This is a genomic window from Bacillus sp. UNC69MF, from assembly GCF_000746035.1.
GTDB lineage: Bacteria > Bacillota > Bacilli > Bacillales > Bacillaceae > Bacillus > Bacillus velezensis.
In genome coordinates this window covers 924,658-948,340 of the sequence record NZ_JQKM01000003.1, presented here as the reverse complement: position 1 = coordinate 948,340, position 23,683 = coordinate 924,658, and the positions used below count along the sequence as shown (strand labels likewise).

The window sequence follows — 23,683 nt, the reverse complement described above, 5'->3', positions numbered from 1 at the left end:
ACCATCCGGTATTAGCCCCGGTTTCCCGGAGTTATCCCAGTCTTACAGGCAGGTTACCCACGTGTTACTCACCCGTCCGCCGCTAACATCAGGGAGCAAGCTCCCATCTGTCCGCTCGACTTGCATGTATTAGGCACGCCGCCAGCGTTCGTCCTGAGCCAGGATCAAACTCTCCGATAAAGTAGTTTGACTGACTACGCACATCACTGTGCGATTTATTTAAAACTTTGAATTAACAGGTACGTTTTGTCTTGTTTAGTTTTCAAAGATCATTACCGCTTGTTGAAGCAGCTTTATTATCTTACCACTCAGCTTATTTTATGTCAACAACTTTTTTTGAGTTGTTTCCGAAGCTTTTCGTTGTTGTCTGCTGTTCATCAGCGACGTTTAATAATATAACACCCTTTTGAAAATATGACAATAGTTTTTTTAAAAAAATCATTAATTATTTTCTTTCATACTTATTTCAGTTTCTCTTCTATAGAAAGATAAGCTGTCTTGTGGTTTGGCATATTTTCTTGTATAGTAAGATTGAACTAAATACTTGATGACCACAAGGGGAGCATTAAAGCTGAGAGTGAACATTTTGTTCTGACCCTTTGAACCTGTTAGTTAACGCTGGCGTAGGGATGTGGCAAAGCCAAATGATTTGCAGTTTATGCAAGCAGCGCGCGGACCTTTTCCCATCCTTCCCCGCGCTGCTTTTTTGTTTATCCTTGTTACGGTTGTCTGACCAGGGGGAAAACTATGAATCATTCAACACGGCTTGTGCGCTTAATTGAAATAGCGATTATGACCGGGGCGGCTGTCATTCTGGACATTGTCTCAGGTATGTTTCTCCGGATGCCCCAAGGCGGTTCGGTCTCTATTATGATGATTCCGATTTTTTTGATTTCATTCCGCTGGGGAGTGAAAGCCGGGCTTACGACAGGCTTTTTGACAGGGATTGTCCAGATCGCCATCGGCAATTTGTTTTTGCAGCACCCGGTGCAGCTATTTCTTGATTACATCGCGGCCTTTGCAGTCCTCGGTTTCAGCGGCTTGTTTGCTTCCGGTGTACGGGAATCGGCATTGAATAAAAAAAGAGGCGCTTTAACGATGTATGTTATAGGCGGTGTTTTCATCGGCAGTGTGCTGCGCTATGCGGCACATGTGGTCTCCGGAGCTGTCTTTTTCGGAAGCTATGCTCCGAAGGGCACGCCGGTCTGGATTTATTCGTCCGTCTATAACGCGACTTATATGATTCCTTCTTTTATCCTTTCGGCCATTGTCCTTATCTTATTATTCATGACTGCGCCGCGGCTTCTTGAAGCTAAGCGGACGAACTGAAACAGCAGGCGGTTTACGCCTGCTGTTTTTTTATTCCGGGCTGTGCCGTTCGTTTGAATCACTCAGTTCTTTTGTAAGTTCATTTATACTTTGTTTTATGTTTCCTTTACCTGAAAAATTCTCAATAAGCTCTTTTACATTGATTCCGGAAGATGCTTTTAAGCTTTCCTGAAGACCGGCCATTAAATTGGTTGCGTAGCCTGTGACTTTATTGGCCCCGCTGTTTTCACCGCTTCCTCCCGTATCAACGACGGTTATTTTATCAATGTTGGAAAGAGGCGCTGAGACTTGCTTCGCATATTCAGGCAGCATTTTCACAATCATATCAAGGATTGCAGCCTGCCCGTATTTTTCGAATGCTTCGGCGATTTTTTCTTTAGCTTCCGCTTCTGCGAGACCTTTCAGGCGGATGACTTCCGCTTCGGTTTCTCCTCTCGCCTTTTCAGCCTCTGCTTTAGCAAGACCGTCAATTCTCACGCGTTCTGCTTCCGCCTTGGCCATCGCTTCGATGCTGTACTGCTCGGCATCCGCTTCTGCGAGCTGCTTCGCTTTTGCGGCTTCGGCCGCTTGTTCCACCGAGTAACGGTCGGCATCGGCTTTTTTCTTCACTTCAGAGTCATATTGGCGCTCACGGCGCAGAATTTCTTTTTCCTCCAATTCAATCTGCTTTTGCCGCTCAATAATTTTAATTTGCATTTCCTGCTCTGTCACCTGCTGGCGGGCTTTTGCTGTTTCAAGATCATATGCCTGGTCGGCATTGGCTTTTGCTGTATCCTGCTCTCTTCTGTACTCCGCCATTTTCAGCTGATTGATTTTTTCCGCTTCAGCTATTTCCGTCGCCCGCTCCAGCTCTGATTTTTTTGCGTCTTTATCAGCGGCCGCACGTTTAATCCTCGTCTCTTTATCCGCTTCTGCCGTGGCAATGTCCGCATCCCGCTTGACTTGGGCGATTCTCGGCTTACCTAATGATTCAAGATAGCCGTTTTTATCGCGGACGTCTTTAATCGTAAAAGAAACGATCACGAGCCCCATTTTAGCAAGATCCTGAGACGCGACCCGCTGGACTTCCTGAGAAAACTTTTCCCTGTTTTTATAAATCTCTTCAACGGTCATGGAGCCGAGGATGGAGCGCAGATGGCCTTCCAGCACCTCCCGCGCCTCCTGCTCACGGTCTTCCTTAGATTTCCCCAAAAATTGTTCAGCTGCTGTTGCGATTTCACTGATAGAGCCTCCGATTTTAATAATGGCGGTTCCGTCGGCCATTACCGGCACGCCTTGTTCTGTATAGACTTCAGGTGTAGAGACATCAAGTTTGCTTGACAGTAAACTGAGAGGTTCTGCCTGCTGGAATACCGGGAGCACGAACGTTCCCCCGCCCCGGACGATTTTCAGACGATTTCCGCCTTCATCAATGTGGACGTTCTTATTTCCCAAATAACTTCCGGTCACGATAAGGGCTTCGTCCGGCCCCGCTGTCCGGTACTTCGTAATAAATACAGCAATAAGTGCGATGAGTAAAAAGAATACGATTCCGATAACAATGATAATCGGCATAGTCATAACAGTTCCCCCTTAGATATCAGATTGGTTCATGCGGCGTCACAAAAAGCACTCCGTCTTTCACGTCAATCACTAATACGGCCGTTCCGTACTTGATCTGTTCTTGATCAAAGCTGACGGCAGATTTAGAAATGGCGCCCCCTATTCCCTCTATGATCACTTCCCCATAGCCGTCTTTCGGGACGGAAGTAATGACCCTGCCGACTCTGCCCTTTAAATCCGTCTCCCGATAAGCGAGCGATTCTTCCGCTGATGAAAGCGGGACAAGGACGAAGAAGTGAAGCAGGCTGACCAAAAGAACCGAAAGAACAAATGAAAGCAACGCAATGACAGAACTTGATAGCGGAGCGGCGATTTCGCCGATATAACCTGAGGCTGAAAAGATTGTTAAAAAAGACAGAATCAATGCAGGGTTTAAAAATGAAACAGGAATAGCTTCCGAGAGGCCGTGAAACACATCTTGAAAAAACAGAATCAAAAGCGTGAGACTTCCCGAAATAATCAATGTGTAAAGATAGACCGTTTCAAGCGGCAGATGAAATATGTCCATCTTCTATCCTCCTTTCGGCCGAGGTGTCGGAGTGTTACTTTATATACGGATGTAAAGGTAAATGGTTTCAATTTTCTGATAAGGAAGGCTGATTACATGATTATCCAATCCGGATATGATATGTTTACTCTAAAGGAGGAGATAGGATGAGCATTTTTAATGAAGCCAGACAGCAGACCTGGGAAGAACTGAAAGGACTCTCTGATGAGGAATTCAACCGAAAGCCCGCGGCTGATGAGTGGAGCGTGCGGGAAGTCCTTGACCATTTAAAGAAAATTGACGAAACAGCGCAGACCCTTTTATCAAAGCAGGCAAAAGACGCACCGTTAAAAGAAATAGAAGAAAAACCGATGGAGTTTATAGAGGACAGAACAGATAAACGGCCGGCGCCGTCACACCTCGAACCTGAGCAAAACCGAATATCAGTCATTGAAGCAAAACAAGAATTAGATACGGCAAGACAGCAGCTGACCGCAGTTATTTCATCATTAAACGAGGAAGACTTTGAACGTGTGCTTCCGCATCCTGTTTTTCAAGAACTGACGATCCGCCAGTGGATTGATTTTATCGGCCATCATGAAAAGCGTCACATCAATCAAATAGAAGAAATCAAACAAAAAATCAAGAAGGTCTAGTCAGACCTTCTCGATTTTTTTCTTGGCGCGTTTCGGTTCATAAGAATGGATGGTGATCGCATCGCCCGTGCATATGTCACCCGGGCGTTCAACAATACAGACAATTCCTCTTCTGCCCATCGCGTGCCTCACAAACGCCGCGGCGAGTTTTGGCTGATCCGGATAAAAGGATTGAATGACTTCTCCCGGCTGAATGCACGGATCATTTTCTCCCTCGCACAACAGAGACGCACCGCTTGGAAATATCATTCTGCTTCCTTCTTTAAGCGGCGTCAGTGCAGAAAAACCGCTGATTGCGATGTTAGCGCCGAGCCATTCGGGAAAGATATGAGAAATCCCCATCTTCTCCGCAATGTCATCACATTCCTCCATGGACACGATTGAAATCTGTCTCCGGTTAAAAATTTCTGTTCCTCTTTCATACATCGGCTCACGCGCGCCGGCCTTTTTTGTCAGTCCGAAATGCAAGTCACCGGGGAACCCGCCGTATTCCGCGCGAAGCTTGTCCATCTTTTTGGTAACAAATTGTTCGGTATCCGCTATATATACGCCTTCCGTCTTTGCTGTTATGCGTTTCCACATCAGCCACCACCGCCTTTTTCTTGACATTATCCTTAAAAAACCCCGCTCTGTAAAGGAGCGGGGTTCATTTATTATACCGTTTTCGGCGTTAAGTCAAAGCAGCGTTTGTAAATCCAGTTGTATGCTTTCTCATTCAAATCTCTTGGATTTCCGAAAGTTTGCGGATCTTTCATGGCTTCTTTTGATAAACGTTCAATCATGTCCGGAGACACACCTTGTTCTTCTAAACTCGGCACCTCTAAATCTTTTACAAGATCATACATCCAGTTGACGGACGCTTTTGCCGCTTCTTCGGTTGTCATGTTGCTTGTATCGATTCCGAATGCTTTGGCGATACGGGCGAATTTTTCCGGATAGCCTTTCCAGTTGTATTCCATTACCGGCCCCATCATAGCTGCGACGCATTGTCCGTGAGCGACAGGGATGATGCCGCCGAGCGTCTGGCTCATCGCATGCGCCGCGCCTGCTGATTCACTGCCGTATGAAAGGCCGGCAAGCATCGCCGCCTGCGCCATGCCGTATCTTGCTTCCAAATCCTCTCCGTCCGCAAACGCGCGCTTAATATAATGCGCCGCATATTCAATGGCCATTAAAGCGACGGCATCAGTGATCGGCTGCGCGAATTTCATCGTATAGCACTCGATGGCGTGCGCAAGTGCGTCAATACCTGTCATGGCCGTCACATGCGGAGGCATGGACGTGTGCAGCTCAGGGTCAATGACCGTTAAATGCGCGGCGATAAGCGGTCCGCCCGTATTGAATTTAAATTCTCTTTCTTCATCTGTAATGACCGCCCATTGTGTGACCTCTGAACCTGTTCCCGCAGTCGTCGGGATCGTTGTCAGCGGAGGAATACGGTTTTCCAGCGGCTTTTTGCCTTCCGCGGCTTCATAATCAAGCACGCTTCCTTCGTGTGTCGCTTCTACCCCGATGGCTTTCGCTGTATCCATGGAGCTTCCGCCGCCGACAGCCACAAGACCGTTGCAGTTTTCTTTTTTATACAGTTCTGATCCTTCGTTTACAAGACGTACAGGCGGGTTCGGCTCCACTTTGTTAAACAGGACGACTTCGATGCCCGCTTCCTGCAAAGATTCAATGACTGGGTTTGCCACTCCTGCGTTATAAATTCCCGGGTCTGTTACGAGCAGCGCTTTTGTGACGCCAAGCGCTCTGACTTCACTTCCCGCGTGCTGAATCGCACCGATTCCGTGTTTAATGACTGTCGGGATTTCGAATGTATGGAATTTATGCATGCTTTCTACTTTCATATTTAATGTCATATTGTATCTCCTCCTCGTTATGCTTGAAACCAGTTCACAGCCGCAGGTTTCGTGTTGCGGTAAATATGTTTGATTTCCGTGTATTCTTCCAGACCGATTTTGCCGAGTTCGCGGCCGAAGCCCGATTGTTTGTACCCGCCCCATGGCGCTTGCGCGAAATACGGGTGGAAATCATTGATCCATACCGTTCCCATCCGCAGTTTGGCGGCTACGCGTTCGCATTTTTCAATATCCTTCGACCATACCGCTCCGGCCAGCCCGTAAATGGTATCGTTGGCAAGTCTGATCACTTCTTCTTCAGAAGAAAATGATTCAACTGTTAAAACGGGGCCGAAGATCTCCTCTTGGACTATCCGCATATCAGACTTGCAGTTTGAGAAAATAGTAGGTTCATAGAAGAAACCGTTTTGAAGGGCGGGATCATCAGGACGTTTGCCGCCTGTTTCCAGTTTTGCCCCTTCTTCGATGCCGATTTCTACGTATTTTTCGACTTTGGCCCGATGCTCGGCGGAAATCAGCGGACCGCTTTCCGTATCTTCATGAAAACCGTTTCCTAATTTGATGCGTTTCGTGCGCTTGATCAGCTCGGCTAAAAATTCATCATGAATGGCTTCGTCCACCAAAAGACGGGACCCTGCCGAACATACTTGGCCGGCATGGAAAAACACGGCGTTCAGCGCTTGATCTGCAGCTGTTTCGAGATCTGCATCTTGGAATACGATATTCGGATTTTTGCCGCCAAGCTCCAGAGCAATCTTTTTCACATTGCCGCTTGCCGCCTGCATGATTTTTTTGCCTGTTTCAATTCCGCCCGTAAAAGAGACCAAATCGACGTCGAGGTTTCTCGCCAGCTCGTCGCCGACAGAGGCGCCCGGCCCCAGCACGAGATTGGCGACCCCTTTCGGAATACCGGCTTCTTCTATTAATTGAAAGACTTTAATGGTTGTCAGCGGAGTAATCTCGCTCGGCTTTAAAACGATCGTGTTTCCGGCCGCAAGAGCGGGAGCGATTTTCCAGCTCGCCTGAAGGAGCGGATAGTTCCACGGCGTAATTTGTCCGCATACGCCAATGGGCTCTCTGACGATTTTACTTACGGAATCGGGAATCGGAGATGAAATGACCTCGCCTCCGTCTTTATCCGCCAAACCGGCATAATATTGAAATACATTTGCGATATCATCCATATCGGCTTTACTTTCTTCAATCGTTTTTCCTGTATCGAGCGATTCCAGCTCAGCTAATTCGTTCAGATCGCGTCTGATTAATTCCGCAATTTTCAGAACAAATTGTCCGCGCTCGAGCCCGGAAAGCACCGGCCACTCCCCTTCATCAAATGCTTTTCTGGCTGCGGCGATGGCTTTCACCGCATCATCCCGGTCTCCTTCGCATACCGTTGCAATTTCTTCTTGATTAAATGGATTAATGATACGGCGCGTCTGTTTTTTTTCTGCACTGATCCATTCGCCGCCGATATAAAGCGTTTTGCTCATAAGAGTCCTCCTTACCGAAAAGTAAGTTTGTTAAATAAAAATTTAATGTTTTTAACAATATTAATTTAACACATGTTTTTTTACCTGTCAAAACCCGGTCAGTCCGTTTAGATTTTGACATTTTGTCATGATTCGTTAAGATTAAGAACATAAAGAAATGACTTAACAAATTTAAACTTCAAGAGGAAAAGAGGGACAGTATGGATGAGAATCCAGAATTCGCAGCTATAGAACAAGCCAGGGATCTTGTCATTGATTCCATTGCAGAGACGATGGATCTTTACGGAATCACCCGGAGTGTCGGGATTTTATACGGAACAATGTATATGAGGGATGAAATGACGCTTGACGAAATGCGTGAGGAACTGCAGATGAGCAAACCGAGTATGAGCACAGGCGTAAAAAAGCTGCAGGATTTAAATGTGGTCAAAAAAACCTTTCACCGCGGCACACGGAAGCATACGTTTGTAGCGGAAAAAGATTTCTTTACGTTTTTCACGAATTTCTTCCCGCCGAAATGGGATCGTGAAGTTCAGGTGAATTTGTCCGCCATCGAACAGGCCCAGGCGGATTTGCAGTCCGTTTTGCTGGCCGAGGAAGGCAACACGGAATTACAGGAAGAAGCGCGGCAGTTATATGATCAGCTTGAAAGTTCGAAAGCTTATTATCATTGGCTGAAGCGTCTCGCTGACTCGGTTCAGAGCGGGGAAATTTTTAAATTTATTCCGATAGAAACGGACGAAAAAAACGCCTGAATCAAAAACAGGCGTTTTTTGTCGTGATTTGATTATTTTTGAGAAAATATAGGAACATAACCCCATTTACTTCCATTAAAATTGATGGTAAATTTTTATAGGTATGGTCGTTCTTTTTTAAGAACAACCAGCAAATTTTTTTTAGGGGGATTTATGAAAATGAAACAGAAATTTTTCTCAACTGTCATGGCAAGTTTATTCGGCCTGGTTTTGCTTCTTTCTCTGCCGACAGCGTCATTCGCCGCTGAGTCAGGCTCAACCGTTCACGAACCGGAAATGTCCACGAAAGCGACTGCTACCTTATTTGCAAAATATACAGGTGCCAGCCAGCAGGAATGGTCATTTTCTGATATCGAATTGACGTACCGTCCGAACACGATCCTGAGCTTAGGCGTTATGGAATTTACCCTTCCTAGCGGATTTGCGGCTACAACAAAAGATACAGTCAACGGACACGCTTTGCGTGAAAGACAGATTCTGAATAACGGCAAAACAGTCAGACTTCCGTTAAACATTGATTTGCTCGGCGCAGCGGAATTTAAGCTTTCTCTTAATAATAAAACATTGCCTGCTGCAGGTACATATAAGTTCCGTGCAGAAAATAAATCATTAAGCATCGGCTCTAAATTCTATGCTGAGGACACAATTGTTGTTCAAAAACGCAGCACACCGCCGACACAGCCTTGCAACTGCAAATAATTGCGAAAAACAGACCGGCACAAGCCCATCGCTTGTCAGCCGGTCTTTTTTTTATGCTGTTTTCTTTCTTCCGGCCCTCGCATTGACAAACCCTTGAAACAGGAGTACATTCTTGTTTGTTGTATTTGGAGTGACGAAAACAGTTTCTTAAGGAGTTATGAGGATTGGGAAAAATCAAAAATAAACAATTTGCCGTCATCGGACTCGGACGTTTCGGCGGAAGCATCTGTAAAGAGCTTTTTAAAATGGGGCATGAGGTGCTTGCGGTCGATATCAGCGAAGAGCGGGTCAACGCATACTCCTCTTATGCCACGCATGCTGTGCGGGCAAATTCAACGGAAGAAAGCGAGCTTCAGTCGCTCGGCATCAGAAATTTTGAATATGTCATCGTAGCAATCGGCGCCAACATTCAGGCAAGCACGCTGACGACGCTGTTATTGAAGGAGCTGAACATCCCTAATATTTGGGTGAAAGCACAAAACTATTATCATCACAAAGTGCTTGAAAAGATCGGTGCTGATCGTATTATCCATCCCGAAAAGGATATGGGCGTGCGGATTGCGCAAAGCCTTTCGGATGAAAACGTCTTAAATTATATTGATTTGTCAGATGAATACAGCATCGTGGAGCTTTCAGCCACGAAAAAGCTGCATTTAAAATCCATTCTTGAGCTCGGCGTCCGGGCCAGATTCGGCTGCAGCATTCTCGCCGTGAAACATAATGGAGACATTCAGCTGTCCCCTTCTCCGGAGACTGTCATTCATGAATGTGACTGCCTTGTGCTGATGGGGCATAAACGTGATATTAAAAGGTTTGAAACTGAAGGAATGTAAAAAAGCCGGCGGGCTGCCGGCTTTTTTTGATGCTTATGTTTCTTCACTTAACTGGACGGCGGTTTGGTCAACCCAGCCGATCAGCTCATCTTTCACTTGAATTTGGTACCAGACGGATTCTCCGTTTTGTTTTTCAGATACGACTTTAATATGCTGGCCGGTAAACTTTTGCGCCGATGCCAGTTTAATAGAATGCTGCTCTTTTGACGGCTTGGACCACACGTCTTCAATGGCGTGGTCTTTGATGGCGCCTTTCATATCAACTGCTTTAAGAGAGGCATTGATTTTGTCATATTCATTCAGATTATAGGTTTCTATGACATCTTTAATTTTTTCAGCATAGCCGGGGTCTGTGGCGTAGCCGGATTTTTGAAGGGCAGCCGCCGCTGTTTTATAATTGTCCGCTTCAATGACGGGCTTATACTTCTTTTTATTCCAAGACGTTCCGTTGACAAATAATTTGGCATGGTCATCCATTGATTCAAAAAACGTGCTGTATTTACGGAATTTTGCCCGAATCGTTTTTCGTTTTCCTTTTTCAAATTCATCCGTTTTCATCGTGACGTGTTTTCCTTTATAATCACCTTTTACACCGAACAGGTTGCGCGCTTTCCCCGCAAGCTCACTGTTCCCCCAGTCCGATTCGAGAATGGCCTGTGCGAGGGTGATGCTCGGAAGGACATGATATTTCTCATATAAAATTTGAGCATGCCCGGAAAGGCTGTCAATAAAGACCTGCTGCTCGTCCACCTCTTCAGGCGGTTTTTCTTCCGTCACTATGAATTTCGAAAACACCATTGATACCAGAAATAATCCGAATATAAGAGATACAGCAAAAAGGCACCCAAGCCCCCTTTTGGTCTTTGCTTTCTTTTTCATATCAACCTTCCTTTAATTCCGGAATCACTAGATTTATAATTTTACTGGTCATTGATGAAAATTTCAATAAAATAGGGAAAAAGACGGAGAAAGAACATATTGCGCAAATAAAAAAGACTCCTCTTTGAGGAGTCTTTTTGGTTATGCCATGCTCAGCTGAGGGCCGAACAATTCATATTGAACGGAATCAGAGTCAAACCCGAGGGCAAGAATCATATCTTTCATTTGCGTCATAAACTGCGCTGATCCGCACAAGTAACATTCAGCATCTTGATTCAGATGAAGCTGCTCCAGGAAGGTTTGATCAATCCTGCCGCTGTAAAAAGGCTTGTCTCCTGAGCGGTCTTGTTCTGCCGGTTCACTGTATACATAAATGACGTTAATATTCGGATGATTCTCCGCAGCTTGTTCAGCCTCTTTGCGGAACGCGGCGTACTCTCCGTTTTTCGCGGCATGAATAAAAGTAACGGCACGCTCCGGCTGTTTTTCGGCGGCTGTTTTCAGCATGCTCATCATCGGCGTGATTCCGGAACCGGCACTGATAAGAACAACCGGTTTTTCGGCAGAAGACAGCTTGAAATCCCCGGCGGGTGCGCTGACTTCAAGTTTATCTCCCTCTTGAACTTCATTGTGGAGATGAGAAGAAACCGCTCCGTCCTTTTTCACAGAAATCCGATATGCCCCTTTTTGAGAAGCATCAGACAGGCTGTACTGGCGAATGTGCGTATAAGGAGAATCCGCAATCCGCACCTTAATGCTGATATATTGTCCCGCTTCAAATCCAGGAAGCGAAGAGCCGTCACTCGGTTTGATATAAAATGATGTGATATCTTTGCTTTCTTTCGTTTTCTGTATAACCGAAAATTCTTTATACCCCTGCCATCCGGCTTCATTGTACATGTCTTTTTCAATGCCGATGAAAGCCTCCGCAATAACACCGTAAGCTTTTTCCCATGCCTGCATAATCTCAGGAGTTGCGGCATCCTGCAGCACATCCTTAATTGCCAGAAGCAGATACTTTCCGACAATCGGATAATGTTCCGGTTTTACACCGATGCTTGTGTGTTTATGGCCGATCTGTCTGACCGCCGGAATGATTTGTTCTAATTGATCAATATTCGCCGCAGCCGCAATGACTGCATTTGCCAATGCTGCGCGCTGAGTCTGTTTCTTTTGGTTCGTTTGGTTAAACATATTTAACAGTTCGGGATGATCTTGAAACATCAGGTTATAAAAGCGTCCGGTGATGTTTTCTCCATGTGTTTTCAATACGGGTACTGTGCTTTTGATGATGTCTATTGTTCTCTCATCCAGCATGTTAATCCTCAACCCTTCTAAAGATGTATTTTCAATATATCTTTATAGTAAGAGATATTTTGAATAAAAGATATATTGAAAATGAATCTTTAAAAAAGTCGTCACAATATTGTGTTGGATTTGGAATTTATGGATTTCACCTCCTTTTTTTATCACCCGGTGAAACAGGGACACATATATTTGGGAATATACGTTTAAAGATGAAAGCGGGGGAGTGCATGGTTTCCGATATCGATTACACGTCTCCGAATACACAGTTCACTTATGATGTGAATGAGAGCCGTTTTTTTACGAAAGATGCTCGGAACTTTATCAATGTATTGGGGATTAAACAGTTAAACACGCTTGAAAATATTTCATTATTAGATATCTTTCTGAGCAAAACAAATGTGATTGAACCGCATACCCATCAAAACGCCGCTGAATTGGTGTACTGTATTTCGGGTTCCGCGGTGGTATCGATGCTGAATCCGTTCACCCAGAAAATACGGAATTATCCGATCTCTTCAGGACAAGTGGCGAATGTTCCGCAGGGGTGGTGGCATTATGAAGTCGCCACTTCAGACAAAACCCACCTTTTGGCCATATTCGACGCCCCTTCGCCTGAAGTGATATACGGCTCGGATATTCTCCGTCTGACGCCGCCTGAGATCATGGCGCATACGTACTGTCTGAATGAGCATGAGTGGGAAAAAGCCGTTTCACCGATCCGGCAATCAACTGTGATAGGTCCCGATAAATACTGCGGACAGACTGAAAACACGGGTATTTATGATATGAATAAGCCTTATCAGCCAAATACGCATTATCCGAATGATCCGTATCGGCATTATGATACGCCGTTATATTGGGGATATTAAACGGAGAGCCAGAGCGGCATTGACAGAAAGAGCCCCTCATTGAAGAGGGGCTCTTGATCATTACGGTCCGGTTCCGCAGCTTACTTTGTACTCGCCTTCGGACGATTTTTTTGAATAACATACGTGCGGCGTCTGTCCGGTATCATCTTTCCAATTGAACCAATTTACATAATAAAGGTTCCCGGCCTCTCCGCCGCCTTCTTCTTTTCGAAGAATCGCAAAGTAGCTTTGATACGGATATCCTTTTTTATAAATGTCATGCCTGATGGCTCCTTTTTCTGAAGCAGACGTGAAGACGACGGGAGAAAGAGCCGGGAGCGCTGTTAAAAGAAGTGCCAGTGCCGCTGAAAGAGTTAGTAGAAGATAGATTTTCTTTTTCATTTTCTCTCTTTCCTTTATTTTGAGTTGTTAGAAATGAAGCAGAACATAGAGGCTGCCGCAGAAGATGAAAAAACAAAAAAACCCTTATTTATAGAATAAGGGTTTAAAGGTATGGAGCCAAGGGGGCTCGAACCCCTGACCTCTACGCTGCCAGCGTAGCGCTCTCCCAGCTGAGCTATGGCCCCGTGCTGTAACGTCATGTTTTATTATAGACGAGTCTTCTATGAATTTCAAGCAGAAAATTCAGTTTGCTCATATTTTCCTGAGACGTTTTTCGAACATAAAAAGAAGACCCTCCGGGGGGCCTCTTCGTTTATCGCACGAGCATGATTAAAATGATGCCGAGGATGACACGGTAAATGGCGAACGGGACAAGCTTAATCCGGTTAATAAGCCGAAGAAAAAATTTGACGACTAAGAGGGCGACGATAAAGGCGCAAATAAAGCCGACAAGAAAAAACGGAATCATGTCATAAGAAAGACTGCTCCAGTATTTCACCAGCTTCAGAAGGCTTGCGCCCGCCATAATCGGAATAGCCATAATAAATGTGAAGTCTGCGGCTGCCCGGTGATTCAAGCCGACAATGACACCTCCGGCAATCGTTGAGCCTGAGCGGGAAAATCCGGGCCATAAGGCGAGACACTGGAATAATCCGACACAGAAAGCCTGTTTGTAGGTGATTCTGTCCACCGTATCGATCGTTTCTTTCCTTTTATTGATCCAGTCCGCTATAAGCATAAGCACGGCTCCGGCAATTAATCCGTAAGCGACCGTTCTGACGGAGAATAAATAGCGGTCAATGAAATCCTCAAATAAAAAGCCGAGCACCGCCGCCGGAACAAGACCGACGGCGATTTGCGCGATGGTCAGCCTGTATCCCTTCTGCTGATCGCGCGTGACGTTTTTTTTGAGTCCGAGTAAATGTAATATCCGATCCTTAAACACAATGGCCACCGCCAGAATAGAACCGAGCTGAATCACCACTTTGAAGGAATTGGCGGCTTCCGGATTCATCAGGCTTCCGGATTTCAGCCAGATGTCATCCGCTATGATCATATGTCCCGTGGAAGAAACCGGCGCGTACTCCGTCAGCCCTTCCACGATTCCCAAAACGGCTGCTGTGAACATCTCCCATAGTGTCATCCCATTCTTCCCTTCATTCATCATTTACAAAAGAGAAGCTCTCCTCTGAAGGAAAGCCTGTCTTATAATAAATATCATATCCGTTCCGATTTTATGACTTCGATCCAGCATCATTTTTTTCTTCTTCATATAAATGCGAACGCATTTTGAACCAATCAAACAGATGGGTCGTGACCACTTTGATGACCGCATACCCCGGGATGGCTAAAATAATGCCGACAACCCCGAACAGCTTTCCAGCGGTTAAAAGAACAAAGATGATGGTAATCGGGTGAATGTGAAGATTTTTCCCCATGATCTGCGGCGAAATTAATTTCCCTTCCACGAGCTGGACAACGGTCCATACAATCGCAAGCTTCAGCAGCATAAGGGGCGAAGTGACCAACGCGATAATAATCGCCGGCGTGATGGCAATGGTCGGCCCTAAATACGGAACAACGCTCGTACAAGCGGCAATGACCGCAAGCAGTGACGCATAATCAAGTCCGATAATCAGATAGCCGATAAATAATAAAAACCCGATGCAGAAGCTGACGATGACCTGTCCTCTGATATAAGAGCTTAATCTGTGGTTCATTTCACTAAGCATTGTATACGTTTGTTCTTTCAGACGGGTGGGCACAAACTTTAAGATATAAATCGGCAGTTTTTTGCCGTCTTTCAGCAAATAGAACAGAATAAACGGCACGGTCACAATTGAAATAATCACTTCCGTCAGCGCGCCGATAAAATTCCCGACTCCGGTAAATGTGCTGTTTGCAATTGTCGCCGCCTGCGCCGATACTTTATTAGCAAGATCGGAAATGTTGATATTCATCGTCTTTTGCGCCTGATTTACAAAATCGCTTCCGATCAGGCTTTTCGTCTGATCTTCAACAATATCCACATATTTCGGCAGGTTGTCGATCAGGCTCATGATCTGTTCCTTTAAAAACGGAATAATTGAAACGACCGTAATCGTAATCAGCCCTATAATAATGAGGTAAAGGAGCAGGATGGAATAGACTCTTTTCACTCTTATTTTTTCCAATATATCTACGATCGGATTAAGCAGATAATAAACAATTCCTGTCAAAATGACGGGGAGCGCAATCGTTTTGAGCAGGACGATAATAGGTGTGAAAATAAATGATGTCTTCATAAAGACAAGGATATTGAGGCCGATGAGCAGCAATACAAGCAAAAACAAGACAAATTTATTGTCTAAGAAAAACTGTTTAAATCTGCCGCCCCATGTTTGCAATGTTTCCACTATTGTTCCTCCATCATATGTATTTTACTTAAATTGTACACTATCGTTCCTGTAATGAAAAATAATAACCGGTCTCTATGGGAATTTTTCCTATCCCTTTAGCTGGCAGCCTTTTTTCCATTTATGTTTCTCAGAAAAAAAGCTATAATGTAAGCCAATACATAGAAGGAGCGATAGCAATGATTCGATTTGCAACAGTCGGAACGAATTGGATTACAGAACGATTTCTGGAGGCGGCTTCTGCTATTGATGATTTTCAATTAACGGCGGTTTATTCCAGAACTGAGGAACGCGCGGCGGAATTCGCCGGCAAACACGGCGCTGCTCATTATTTCACCAGCCTGAAAGAAATGGCGGAAAGCAAAGCCTATGACGCGGTGTATCTCGCCAGCCCGAATGCATTTCACAAAGAGCAGGCGGTCCTTTTTATGGAACACGGCAAGCATGTACTGTGCGAAAAACCGTTTGCGTCTAACGCAAGGGAAACGGATGAAATGATTCACGCAGCCAAAACGAACGGCGTTCTCTTGATGGAAGCCATGAAAACAACGTTCCTGCCGAACTTCAGCATGCTTCAAAACCACTTACATAAAATCGGACCCGTCAGGAGATTCACAGCAAGCTACTGCCAATATTCATCACGATATGATGCATATAAGAACGGTACGGTGCTAAACGCGTTTAAGCCTGAATTATCGAACGGTTCGTTAATGGACATCGGCGTGTACTGCATTTATCCGGCCGTCGTCCTGTTCGGCAAACCGAAAAACGTCATTGCGACCGGTCATAAACTAGCATCCGGCGTTGACGGCGAAGGCACGGTCATTCTGTCATACGACGGATTTGAAGCGGTGCTGATGCATTCGAAAATCTCAAATTCGTTTGCCCCGGCGGAAATTCAGGGTGAAGACGGCACGATCGTTCTGGACAGCATTCACGGACCGGAACGGGCGGAAATCCGCTATCGTGACGGCCGGACGGAAGACATTTCAGTCCCTGATCTGAAACCATCGATGTACTACGAAACGGCTGAATTCATCAATCTTCTTCGAAACGGACAGCGGGAGTCTTCCGAAAATACATTTGAACGTTCTTTCATTACGGCAAGCATTATGGAAGAAGCGAGAAAACAAATCGGAATTGTCTTTCCCGCCGATCAAAACTAAAAACATCCGCCCTGATTCGGGCGGATGTTTTTTATTTGGACGCTAACAGGTCAGCAAACGCTTTTGCATACTGCGGAAGGTCGGGCGGGCGGCGGCTTGATACAATGTGGCCGTCAGTTACGACAGCTTCATCCAGCCACTGTGCCCCTGCATTTGTCATGTCGTCTTTGATGCCGGGCGTGCTCGTTACTTTTTTTCCTGCGAGAATTCCGGCAGATATGAGCACCCAGCCCGCATGGCAGATCTGGCCGATCGGCTTTTTCTGCTCGTTCATCGTACGGATGATGTCCAAAACTTCGGGATATCTTCGCAGTTTGTCAGGAGCCCAGCCGCCGGGCACGAGCACGGCGTCATACTCCTGAATAATCAGGCTCTTAAAATCGTAATCCGCCGTCGCGGGCACGCCGTATTTTCCTTTGTATGAACGGCCCGCTTCTTCTCCTATTAAATGAACGATCGCGCCTTCCTCTCTCAGCCGGTAGACGGGATACCAAAGCTCTAAGTCTTCAAAATCGTCACTGACAAGCGCTATGACTTTTTTGCCTTCTAATCTCATCACTGCCACTCCCTTCTTTTATACTAGTGTATCGCTTTTTTAAAATGAGGAAAAGAAACAGCTCGCTACAGCTGTTCTTCGTCTTCAGACTGAATCGTAAATTTCCGTGTGACCTGCTGCAGTTCTTCAGCCATATGCGCAAGCGTTTCGGCGGATGAACTGATTTCTTCCATGGAGGCCAGCTGCTCTTCAGCTGAGGCGGCGATGTCTTGAATGCCGGCGGACCCTTCTTTGGCGACTGAGGTAATGTCCTCCACCGCGTTTGTCACATTTTGCGACCCGGCTGCAAGCTTCTCAAGCGTTCCGTTCATATGCTGCAAGGCGCCTGAAATCTGAGTCGTCATTTCTGAGATTTTTTTGAAGCTTTCGGCCGTCTGATCCGTAATATCGAGGCCTTCCTTCACATCTTGATTCACCGCTTGGAATACGGAAAGCGATGTGGCGATTTCTTTGACGATTTCCTGAATCAGCGTTTCGATTTCCTTCGCGGAGCCGGCTGATTGTACGGCAAGCTTTCTCACTTCTTCCGCAACGACGGAGAAGCCCCGCCCGTATTCGCCTGCTCTGGCCGCTTCAATGGCAGCGTTTAAGGCAAGCAGATTTGTTTGATCGGCAATGCCGTTAATGACGTTGAGAATGCTCTTAATGTCGTGCGACTTCGTTTCCAGCCCTTTTACAACCGCTTCCGCCTGCTGTACGGAACGATCAATTGTTTTCATCTGGCCTACCGTTTTCGCCACTAATTCTTCTCCGCTTCCGGCGGTTTCAGAGGTTTGGATGGCGGATTCAGTGATTTCCGCCGATACATTCGCCGTCTCGGCAATGCCCGCATTCATTTGGGAAAGGTGATCAGCACTTTCTTCCAATTTCTCGCTTTGTGATTCGTTTCCGTTTGAGAATTGTTCAATCGCCAGTGTAATATGCTCTGTCGCCTTGCTTGTCTGTCCGGCGGATGCCGTCAGCTCTTCGGATGAAGAAGCGACATGTTCGACGGATGACTGGATGACGCCGATGACAGACCGGAGTGATGCCGACATCTCATTGAAGCTTTGGCTGAGCTGCCCGAATTCATTTTTCGACTTGATGTCAATGACTTCCGTTAAATTGCCGTCACTGATTTTAGCTGATGTCGAAACAAGTTTTTTGAGCGGTTTTGCAATCGAGCGAATGATAAAAACGATTAAAATACCGCCGACGATAAGAGAAACCGCCAGGATGATCAGCGCCATTTTCATGACAGGCGAGGCTGCGTCATGGATCTCACTGACAAAAAATGTGCCGGCGATTTTCCAGCCCGTCAGTTTGTTTGTCGTGAAGGCCATTTTCTTCTGCTGTCCTTCAAACATGTATTCAAACGATCCGCTTGATTTGGAAAATACTTCTTCCGTCCACTCTCCGGAGCCTTCCGTTCCCGCTTTTATAGTCGGATGGGCGATGTATTTTTTATCTCCCGTTGTAATGAAGGCAAAACCTTTATGACCGATCTGGACGCGTTGGGAGGCATTCAGCAGGTCGCCCAGATTAATATCAAGCGCCACAACGCCTGATCCGTCTTTTGTCTGCTGGGCAATCGTAACGACCGTCTGTCCGGTTGCAGCGTCTTTATAAGGCTCGGTAAACACTGGCTGTCCGCTTTTTTCAACCGCTTTTGTATACCACTCGCGCGTGAGCGGATTATAATCGGACGGCATGTCAACGGACGGATATTTCACGAACGCTTTGTCGCGAGACGCGGCGTAAATTGACGCGACATCGTCATTTACGGTGACATACTGCTTCATTTTGTCAAGCAGTACCGATTTATTTTTCGTCTCCAGTTTTTCCTTTGTGATTGATTCGCTGTAGTAGTCAATCGCTTTCAGCTTGCCTTCGAGCATGTTTTCCAGCACGCTGTTCAGTTCACTGACATTTCCCTGGGCGCTGTGGGTCAGTTCGCTTTCTAATGTACTCCCCGCCGTTTGGTAGCTGAAGTAGGCGAGTATGCCGACCGGAAGCACCAATACGGCTAAAAATGCCGCGATCAGCGGCTTGCTGATGGATGGCTGTTTGATCCAATGTATCAGTTGTTTCATTTTTTCAGTCTCCTTCTTTGAAAAGCTAAATCTAATATCGTCAGATAGGACAAAAGATTTATTAAAAAAACTAAAAAAAACACCCAAACAGCACATTTGGGTGTTCTATGACCTATTAATCTATTTTAAATCGTTTCGTCATATCACGTAATTCTTCCGCCATTTGGGATAACGTTTCCGAAGACGAACTGATTTCTTCCATTGAAGCCAGCTGTTCTTCGGCGGAGGCCGCAATATCCTGAATGCTGGCGGAGCTTTCTTTTGCGATGGACGCGATTTGCTCAGAAGCTCCTGAAATCTGCTGAGAGCCTGCTGTCAGCTGTTCTACCGTCGCATTCATATTTTGAATTTCTCCGGCGATCTGGTTCGTCATTTCAGAAATCCGTTTGAAGCTCGTTTCGGTTTGATTCGTAATATCCAGTCCGCTCTCCACCTCTTTGTTGACGGATTGGAACATGCCGAGAGATGTATTGATTTCGTTGACGATTTCTATGATTAAGCTTTCGATTTCTTTCGCTGAATCGGCAGACTGGACCGCGAGTTTTCTGACCTCTTCGGCGACGACTGAGAAGCCCCGGCCGTATTCACCCGCACGTGCGGCTTCAATTGCCGCGTTCAGCGCAAGAAGGTTTGTCTGGTCAGCGATTCCGTTAATGACACGGAGAATGTTTGTAATGTCTTTTGATTTTGTTTCAAGTCCGCGCACCACTTGTTCAGCTTCTTTCACTGACCGGTCAATGACGTTCATTTGGCCGACCGTCTGGTGGACGAGCTTTCCGCCTGAATTGGCGACTTCCGCTGATGTGGCGGAGGATTCGGTAATGACGGCAGATGCTTTCGCCATATCTTTAAGCCCGCTGTTCATTTGGTAAATATGTTCCGCCGCGCTTTCAATGTTTTCACTTTGGCTTTCATTTCCGTTAGAAAATTGTTCGATCGCCAGTGTGATATGTTCGGTTGCCTTGCTTGTCTGCTCCGCTGAAGCCGTCAGCTCCTCTGAGGAAGATGCGACGTTATTCACGGAATCCTGGATGGCATGGATGAGAGACCTGAGCGAAGCGGCCATATTGTTAAAGCTTTTTCCAAGCTCGCCTAATTCATCTTTTGACTGAATCTCGATCGTTTCTGTTAAGTCGCCTTCACTGATCTGTTTCGATGATGTCACAAGCTGCTTGAGCGGTTTTGTGATTGAACGGATAATCAGCACCATGACGATGGTTCCGATCACAATCGCTAATACGAGAACGAGCAGGGACAGATGAAGGATCGGCAGGGCCGCTTCATGAATTTCGTCCAGATACATTGTTCCGGTAATCTTCCAGCCTGTCAGCCCGTTTGTATCATAAGCCATTTTCTTTTCCTGGCCGTCGTATTTGTATTGAAAATCACCTTTTTTGCTGGTGAACAGCTGTTCAGCCCACTCCCCGTTTAATACTGTGCCTGACGTGCGGTTCGGGTGGGCGACCACTTTTTTGTCTTTCGTCAGGATAAAAGCGTAGCCGGATTTCCCGATGTTCACTTTCTTTGTCGTTTTCAGAAGCTCATCGATTTTCATATTGATGGCGACGACTCCTGAGCCGTCTTTTGTCTGCTGAACGACCGTCACGACCATCGTATTGGTGGAAGCCGTGCGGTAAGGATCTGTTACAACAACCTTCCCCTTATTTTCCACGGCCTTTTTATACCAGTCTCTTTCAAGCGGATTATATCCTTTAGGCATCTGCAGATCCGGATACCGTGTGAAATGTCCTTCCGTGTCACTCGTATAAATGGATTCCACGTCTTTATTGATCTTCATGTACTCTGTGAATTTATCGGTAATTTGCGATTGGTTTTTCGGCTTGTACCGATCCTTTGTGAGCCAATCGCTGAAATATGCCGTTCCGTCTTCCTTTTGGCTGATGCTTGTGTTGATCATATCGTTAATCTGCTGCACATTATCTAGTGCGCTTCCCATCATCTGCCTGTCAAGCGTGCTTACCGCCGATTGATAGGCGATAAAAGCCAGCGTTGAAATAGGAAGAATGAGAATGGCCAAAAAAGAAATGAGCAGTTTTCTTGTAAGCGATCTCTGCTTGATGATTTGCACAATTTTTTTCATCTGCTATATCTCCTCTTGCGTGTTTACCCTTCATATCGGCAATTACGGGTAAATATACACATCCAAAAAGAAGAAATATAACGAAACATACTTTTTACCTATCGTAAAATTAGTCTTTTAGACTTAATTAAGAGTTTATCTTAAAACGCTTTGTCAGTTCGCGTAATTCTTCCGCCATTTTTTCCAGCGTGACGGCGGAGGAACTGATTTCCTCCATGGACGCAAGCTGCTCTTCAGCTGAAGCCGCGATGTCCTGAATGCCGGCCGCGCTTTGTCTGGAGACGGCCGCGATATCCTCTGAAGCGTTTGATACTTCCTGAGACCCGGCAGAAAGCTGTTCCACGGTTGCATTCATATTTTGCAGTTCACCGGCAATCTGATTTGTTTTAACGGAAATGTCCCGGAAGCTTTTTTCCGTTTCGTCCGTTAACTGCAGTCCGCTTTTCACCTCGTGATTGACGGATTCCAGCATTCCGAGCGAAGTATGAATTTCTTTGACGATTTCATGAATTAAGGATTCGATTTCTTTCGCTGAATCGGCAGATTGGACGGCAAGCTTTCTCACTTCTTCGGCAACGACTGAAAAACCGCGTCCGTATTCTCCCGCTCTTGCCGCTTCAATGGCTGCATTTAAAGCAAGGAGATTCGTTTGATCGGCAATGCCGTTAATGACGCGCAAAATGCTGGTGATGTCCTGCGATTTGAGTTCAAGCCCTTGTACGACTTGCTCCGCTTTACTTACGGATTGGTCAATGGCGCCCATCTGGCCGGCTGTTTTCTTGACAAGCCGCTCACCGGCGCCGGATATCTCCGCCGATTCAATTGACGTTTCCGTCACCACGGCTGCCGCTTCCGCCAGATCACTGAGCCCGTCTTTCATCTCATTCACTTGGGCTGTCGCTTTATCAATACTCTCACTTTGGTCTTCCGTTCCATTAGAAAACTGTTCAATCGCAAGGGTGATATGTTCCGTTGCTTTGCTCGTCTGCTCAGCCGAAGCCGTCAGCTCCTCTGAGGAAGAAGCGACATGTTCAACAGAGTCCTGAATTCCCTGAATAAGCGAACGGAGCGAATCTGTCATATGATTAAAACTTTTACCGAGCACGCCCAGCTCATCTTGAGAGCTGACATCAATGGTTTCCGTCAGATCTCCGCTGCTGATTTTTTCCGCTGAAGCTACGAGACGTTTTAACGGTTTTGTAATTGAGCGGATGACAAAATAAATGAAAATCATCCCTGCGGCAATGGCTATCGCCAATATGATAACGGCCAGAGTCAGAACCGGTCTTGCCGCATCCTTGATTTCATCCACGGACATGGTTCCGCTGATCTTCCAGCCCGTCGCTTCATTGGTCACGTACGCCATTTTTTTCGCTTTCCCGTTCAGCGTATATTCAAAGTCGCCTTTTTGCCCGCTGAATAATGTATCAACCCATTTTCCCGATACCGCCGAGCCGGCTTTTTCATCACTGTAGGCAACGGCTTTTTTATTTTTGCTGAGGATAAAGGCATATCCTTCTTTTCCGATGTTCACTTCTTTTGTCATCGTGATGAGATCGTCGATTTTTATATCAATGGCGACGACGCCTGATCCGTCTTGCGCCGCGCGGGCCATGGTGACGACCATCTTTTTGTTTGAGATGGACTCATAAGGGTCTGTGATGATGGTTTGGCCTTTATTCTCCATGGCTTCCTGATACCAGCTTCTTTCAAGCGGATTGAAATCGGCCGGCATATCGGCATGCGGATAACGGGTAAACGTTCCTTCCTTGCTGCTTGAAAATACGGCGGACGCTTTATCATTGCTTTCAATAAACTGCTTGAACCTTTCTTGCATTTCCGTTTGGTTTTTTTCTTTAAATTTAGCGCTTGTCGCCCATTCGCTGAAATATGCAGAGCTTTTTGTAAACATTCCGATCCGGTCATCAATCATATTGTTTAAGATTTGCACATTTCCTTCGGCGCTTTCCATCATTTGCTTTTCAACGGATGAAGCCGCCGAACGGTAGGCGCCGGCAGCCAATACTGCTACCGGAATGATTAAGATCAGTAAAAATGAAATGATCAGTTTTTTGGCTATTGATTTTCTGGCGATTTTTTTTGCTGTTTTTTTCAATTTTGTAAACCTCTTTCAATCATTTACTGTTTATATCGGCCGACTCCCTTTTTATTACATTGAAAATTAAGTCATAAATGAAAAATAGTTCTATGTACTCCCTTTGTATGCAAGACTTTTTATTCA

The 23,683-nt window shown here is 45.9% G+C and carries 21 protein-coding genes, 1 tRNA gene, 1 rRNA gene and 1 riboswitch; of the genes, 7 read left to right on the top strand and 16 right to left on the bottom strand.

From position 1 onward, the window contains the following. Nucleotides 1-180, bottom strand: a 16S ribosomal RNA gene (locus BR62_RS0104755); the annotation flags it as partial. Between the two features lie 366 nt (nucleotides 181-546). Continuing rightward, nucleotides 547-647: riboswitch (TPP riboswitch) on the top strand. 100 nt (nucleotides 648-747) lie between these two features. Here BR62_RS0104755 and thiT point away from each other — a divergent pair. Then, a complete protein-coding gene (thiT, locus tag BR62_RS0104750) occupies nucleotides 748-1,329 on the top strand; it encodes an energy-coupled thiamine transporter ThiT (protein ID WP_012118271.1) in 582 nt (193 codons plus the stop codon). A gap of 30 nt (nucleotides 1,330-1,359) precedes the next feature. Here thiT and BR62_RS0104745 read toward each other — a convergent pair whose 3' ends face one another. Both BR62_RS0104745 and BR62_RS0104740 read right to left on the bottom strand, forming a co-directional pair. After that, the gene (locus BR62_RS0104745) at nucleotides 1,360-2,889 is read right to left on the bottom strand and encodes a flotillin family protein (RefSeq protein ID WP_015240445.1); all 1,530 of its coding nucleotides are present in this window, start codon (nucleotides 2,887-2,889) and stop codon (nucleotides 1,360-1,362) included. 19 nt (nucleotides 2,890-2,908) lie between these two features. After that, nucleotides 2,909-3,439 (bottom strand): NfeD family protein, encoded by a 531-nt coding sequence (locus BR62_RS0104740; RefSeq protein ID WP_007410165.1) that lies wholly within the window; start codon nucleotides 3,437-3,439, stop codon nucleotides 2,909-2,911. A 146-nt stretch (nucleotides 3,440-3,585) separates the two neighbouring features. Here BR62_RS0104740 and BR62_RS0104735 point away from each other — a divergent pair, with 146 nt between their 5' ends. Continuing rightward, nucleotides 3,586-4,074: a DinB family protein gene (locus tag BR62_RS0104735; RefSeq protein WP_007410166.1), complete on the top strand. Its 489-nt coding sequence runs from the start codon at nucleotides 3,586-3,588 to the stop codon at nucleotides 4,072-4,074. Here the strand turns inward: BR62_RS0104735 and BR62_RS0104730 are convergent, their stop codons facing one another. From BR62_RS0104730 to betB, 3 genes are all read right to left on the bottom strand, one after another. Beyond that, nucleotides 4,075-4,656 (bottom strand): MOSC domain-containing protein, encoded by a 582-nt coding sequence (locus BR62_RS0104730; RefSeq protein WP_007410167.1) that lies wholly within the window; start codon nucleotides 4,654-4,656, stop codon nucleotides 4,075-4,077. It abuts the gene before it with no gap. 71 nt (nucleotides 4,657-4,727) lie between these two features. Then, complete coding sequence (gene gbsB, locus BR62_RS0104725) at nucleotides 4,728-5,936, bottom strand: choline dehydrogenase (protein ID WP_003152181.1); 1,209 nt, start codon at nucleotides 5,934-5,936, stop codon at nucleotides 4,728-4,730. Nucleotides 5,937-5,953: 17 nt separating this feature from the next. Further along, nucleotides 5,954-7,426: a betaine-aldehyde dehydrogenase gene (betB, locus tag BR62_RS0104720; RefSeq protein ID WP_014418720.1), complete on the bottom strand. Its 1,473-nt coding sequence runs from the start codon at nucleotides 7,424-7,426 to the stop codon at nucleotides 5,954-5,956. 200 nt (nucleotides 7,427-7,626) lie between these two features. Here betB and cudC point away from each other — a divergent pair, with 200 nt between their 5' ends. The 3 genes from cudC to BR62_RS0104705 all read left to right on the top strand — a co-directional run bounded on the left by cudC (nucleotide 7,627) and on the right by BR62_RS0104705 (nucleotide 9,713). Beyond that, on the top strand, nucleotides 7,627-8,181 hold the full coding sequence (gene cudC, locus BR62_RS0104715) for a choline uptake/conversion transcriptional regulator CudC (RefSeq protein ID WP_032869843.1): 555 nt from the start codon (nucleotides 7,627-7,629) through the stop codon (nucleotides 8,179-8,181). 159 nt (nucleotides 8,182-8,340) lie between these two features. Then, nucleotides 8,341-8,880, top strand: coding sequence for a biofilm surface layer hydrophobin BslA (gene bslA, locus BR62_RS0104710; RefSeq protein WP_015240450.1), 540 nt, complete (start codon nucleotides 8,341-8,343; stop codon nucleotides 8,878-8,880). A gap of 164 nt (nucleotides 8,881-9,044) precedes the next feature. Beyond that, nucleotides 9,045-9,713 carry a potassium uptake protein KtrA gene (locus tag BR62_RS0104705; RefSeq protein ID WP_007410171.1) on the top strand — a complete coding sequence of 223 codons (669 nt, stop codon included), beginning with the start codon at nucleotides 9,045-9,047 and terminating at the stop codon, nucleotides 9,711-9,713. 33 nt (nucleotides 9,714-9,746) lie between these two features. Here BR62_RS0104705 and BR62_RS0104700 read toward each other — a convergent pair whose 3' ends face one another. Then, nucleotides 9,747-10,592, bottom strand: coding sequence for a glucosaminidase domain-containing protein (locus BR62_RS0104700; RefSeq protein ID WP_025285168.1), 846 nt, complete (start codon nucleotides 10,590-10,592; stop codon nucleotides 9,747-9,749). A gap of 141 nt (nucleotides 10,593-10,733) precedes the next feature. Next, the gene (hmpA, locus tag BR62_RS0104695; protein ID WP_032869841.1) at nucleotides 10,734-11,909 is read right to left on the bottom strand and encodes an NO-inducible flavohemoprotein; all 1,176 of its coding nucleotides are present in this window, start codon (nucleotides 11,907-11,909) and stop codon (nucleotides 10,734-10,736) included. Between the two features lie 218 nt (nucleotides 11,910-12,127). On the opposite strand from hmpA, the gene BR62_RS0104690 reads away from it, so the two are divergent. Next, nucleotides 12,128-12,769, top strand: coding sequence for a cupin domain-containing protein (locus BR62_RS0104690; protein WP_007410174.1), 642 nt, complete (start codon nucleotides 12,128-12,130; stop codon nucleotides 12,767-12,769). Between the two features lie 60 nt (nucleotides 12,770-12,829). Here BR62_RS0104690 and BR62_RS0104685 read toward each other — a convergent pair whose 3' ends face one another. The 4 genes from BR62_RS0104685 to BR62_RS0104670 all read right to left on the bottom strand — a co-directional run bounded on the left by BR62_RS0104685 (nucleotide 12,830) and on the right by BR62_RS0104670 (nucleotide 15,546). Further along, a complete protein-coding gene (locus tag BR62_RS0104685; protein ID WP_015240452.1) occupies nucleotides 12,830-13,150 on the bottom strand; it encodes a hypothetical protein in 321 nt (106 codons plus the stop codon). Nucleotides 13,151-13,262: 112 nt separating this feature from the next. Continuing rightward, nucleotides 13,263-13,335: transfer RNA gene (locus tag BR62_RS0104680), tRNA-Ala, on the bottom strand. A gap of 128 nt (nucleotides 13,336-13,463) precedes the next feature. Next, nucleotides 13,464-14,294, bottom strand: a complete 831-nt coding sequence (locus BR62_RS0104675; protein WP_015240453.1) for an undecaprenyl-diphosphate phosphatase — start codon at nucleotides 14,292-14,294, stop codon at nucleotides 13,464-13,466. A 91-nt stretch (nucleotides 14,295-14,385) separates the two neighbouring features. Beyond that, the gene (locus BR62_RS0104670; RefSeq protein WP_007408629.1) at nucleotides 14,386-15,546 is read right to left on the bottom strand and encodes an AI-2E family transporter; all 1,161 of its coding nucleotides are present in this window, start codon (nucleotides 15,544-15,546) and stop codon (nucleotides 14,386-14,388) included. 179 nt (nucleotides 15,547-15,725) lie between these two features. Between BR62_RS0104670 and BR62_RS0104665 the strand changes: the two genes are divergently transcribed. Next, the gene (locus BR62_RS0104665) at nucleotides 15,726-16,712 is read left to right on the top strand and encodes a Gfo/Idh/MocA family protein (protein ID WP_015240454.1); all 987 of its coding nucleotides are present in this window, start codon (nucleotides 15,726-15,728) and stop codon (nucleotides 16,710-16,712) included. Between the two features lie 31 nt (nucleotides 16,713-16,743). On the opposite strand, the gene BR62_RS0104660 is transcribed toward BR62_RS0104665, so the two are convergent. The 4 genes from BR62_RS0104660 to tlpB (BR62_RS0104645) all read right to left on the bottom strand — a co-directional run bounded on the left by BR62_RS0104660 (nucleotide 16,744) and on the right by tlpB (BR62_RS0104645) (nucleotide 23,557). Further along, nucleotides 16,744-17,268: a type 1 glutamine amidotransferase domain-containing protein gene (locus BR62_RS0104660; RefSeq protein WP_003152143.1), complete on the bottom strand. Its 525-nt coding sequence runs from the start codon at nucleotides 17,266-17,268 to the stop codon at nucleotides 16,744-16,746. A gap of 65 nt (nucleotides 17,269-17,333) precedes the next feature. Further along, nucleotides 17,334-19,340, bottom strand: a complete 2,007-nt coding sequence (tlpB, locus tag BR62_RS0104655) for a methyl-accepting chemotaxis protein (protein WP_032869838.1) — start codon at nucleotides 19,338-19,340, stop codon at nucleotides 17,334-17,336. Between the two features lie 115 nt (nucleotides 19,341-19,455). Then, nucleotides 19,456-21,441 (bottom strand): methyl-accepting chemotaxis protein, encoded by a 1,986-nt coding sequence (tlpB, locus tag BR62_RS0104650; protein ID WP_007408632.1) that lies wholly within the window; start codon nucleotides 21,439-21,441, stop codon nucleotides 19,456-19,458. A 127-nt stretch (nucleotides 21,442-21,568) separates the two neighbouring features. Next, nucleotides 21,569-23,557, bottom strand: a complete 1,989-nt coding sequence (tlpB, locus tag BR62_RS0104645; protein WP_032869835.1) for a methyl-accepting chemotaxis protein — start codon at nucleotides 23,555-23,557, stop codon at nucleotides 21,569-21,571. Nucleotides 23,558-23,683 lie beyond the last annotated feature (126 nt).

Bases quoted from the DNA above. Each gene is read 5' to 3' on its own strand.
- betB (WP_014418720.1), bottom strand. From the start codon at position 7,426: ATGAGCAAAACGCTTTATATCGGCGGCGAATGGATCAGTGCAGAAAAA.
- gbsB (WP_003152181.1), bottom strand. From the start codon at position 5,936: ATGACATTAAATATGAAAGTAGAAAGCATGCATAAATTCCATACATTC.
- bslA (WP_015240450.1), top strand. From the start codon at position 8,341: ATGAAACAGAAATTTTTCTCAACTGTCATGGCAAGTTTATTCGGCCTG.
- thiT (WP_012118271.1), top strand. From the start codon at position 748: ATGAATCATTCAACACGGCTTGTGCGCTTAATTGAAATAGCGATTATG.
- BR62_RS0104740 (WP_007410165.1), bottom strand. From the start codon at position 3,439: ATGGACATATTTCATCTGCCGCTTGAAACGGTCTATCTTTACACATTG.
- tlpB (WP_007408632.1), bottom strand. From the start codon at position 21,441: ATGAAAAAAATTGTGCAAATCATCAAGCAGAGATCGCTTACAAGAAAA.
- cudC (WP_032869843.1), top strand. From the start codon at position 7,627: ATGGATGAGAATCCAGAATTCGCAGCTATAGAACAAGCCAGGGATCTT.
- BR62_RS0104675 (WP_015240453.1), bottom strand. From the start codon at position 14,294: ATGACACTATGGGAGATGTTCACAGCAGCCGTTTTGGGAATCGTGGAA.
- BR62_RS0104685 (WP_015240452.1), bottom strand. From the start codon at position 13,150: ATGAAAAAGAAAATCTATCTTCTACTAACTCTTTCAGCGGCACTGGCA.
- BR62_RS0104700 (WP_025285168.1), bottom strand. From the start codon at position 10,592: ATGAAAAAGAAAGCAAAGACCAAAAGGGGGCTTGGGTGCCTTTTTGCT.
- BR62_RS0104690 (WP_007410174.1), top strand. From the start codon at position 12,128: ATGGTTTCCGATATCGATTACACGTCTCCGAATACACAGTTCACTTAT.
- BR62_RS0104735 (WP_007410166.1), top strand. From the start codon at position 3,586: ATGAGCATTTTTAATGAAGCCAGACAGCAGACCTGGGAAGAACTGAAA.
- BR62_RS0104660 (WP_003152143.1), bottom strand. From the start codon at position 17,268: ATGAGATTAGAAGGCAAAAAAGTCATAGCGCTTGTCAGTGACGATTTT.
- BR62_RS0104730 (WP_007410167.1), bottom strand. From the start codon at position 4,656: ATGTGGAAACGCATAACAGCAAAGACGGAAGGCGTATATATAGCGGAT.
- BR62_RS0104665 (WP_015240454.1), top strand. From the start codon at position 15,726: ATGATTCGATTTGCAACAGTCGGAACGAATTGGATTACAGAACGATTT.
- BR62_RS0104745 (WP_015240445.1), bottom strand. From the start codon at position 2,889: ATGACTATGCCGATTATCATTGTTATCGGAATCGTATTCTTTTTACTC.
- hmpA (WP_032869841.1), bottom strand. From the start codon at position 11,909: ATGCTGGATGAGAGAACAATAGACATCATCAAAAGCACAGTACCCGTA.
- tlpB (WP_032869838.1), bottom strand. From the start codon at position 19,340: ATGAAACAACTGATACATTGGATCAAACAGCCATCCATCAGCAAGCCG.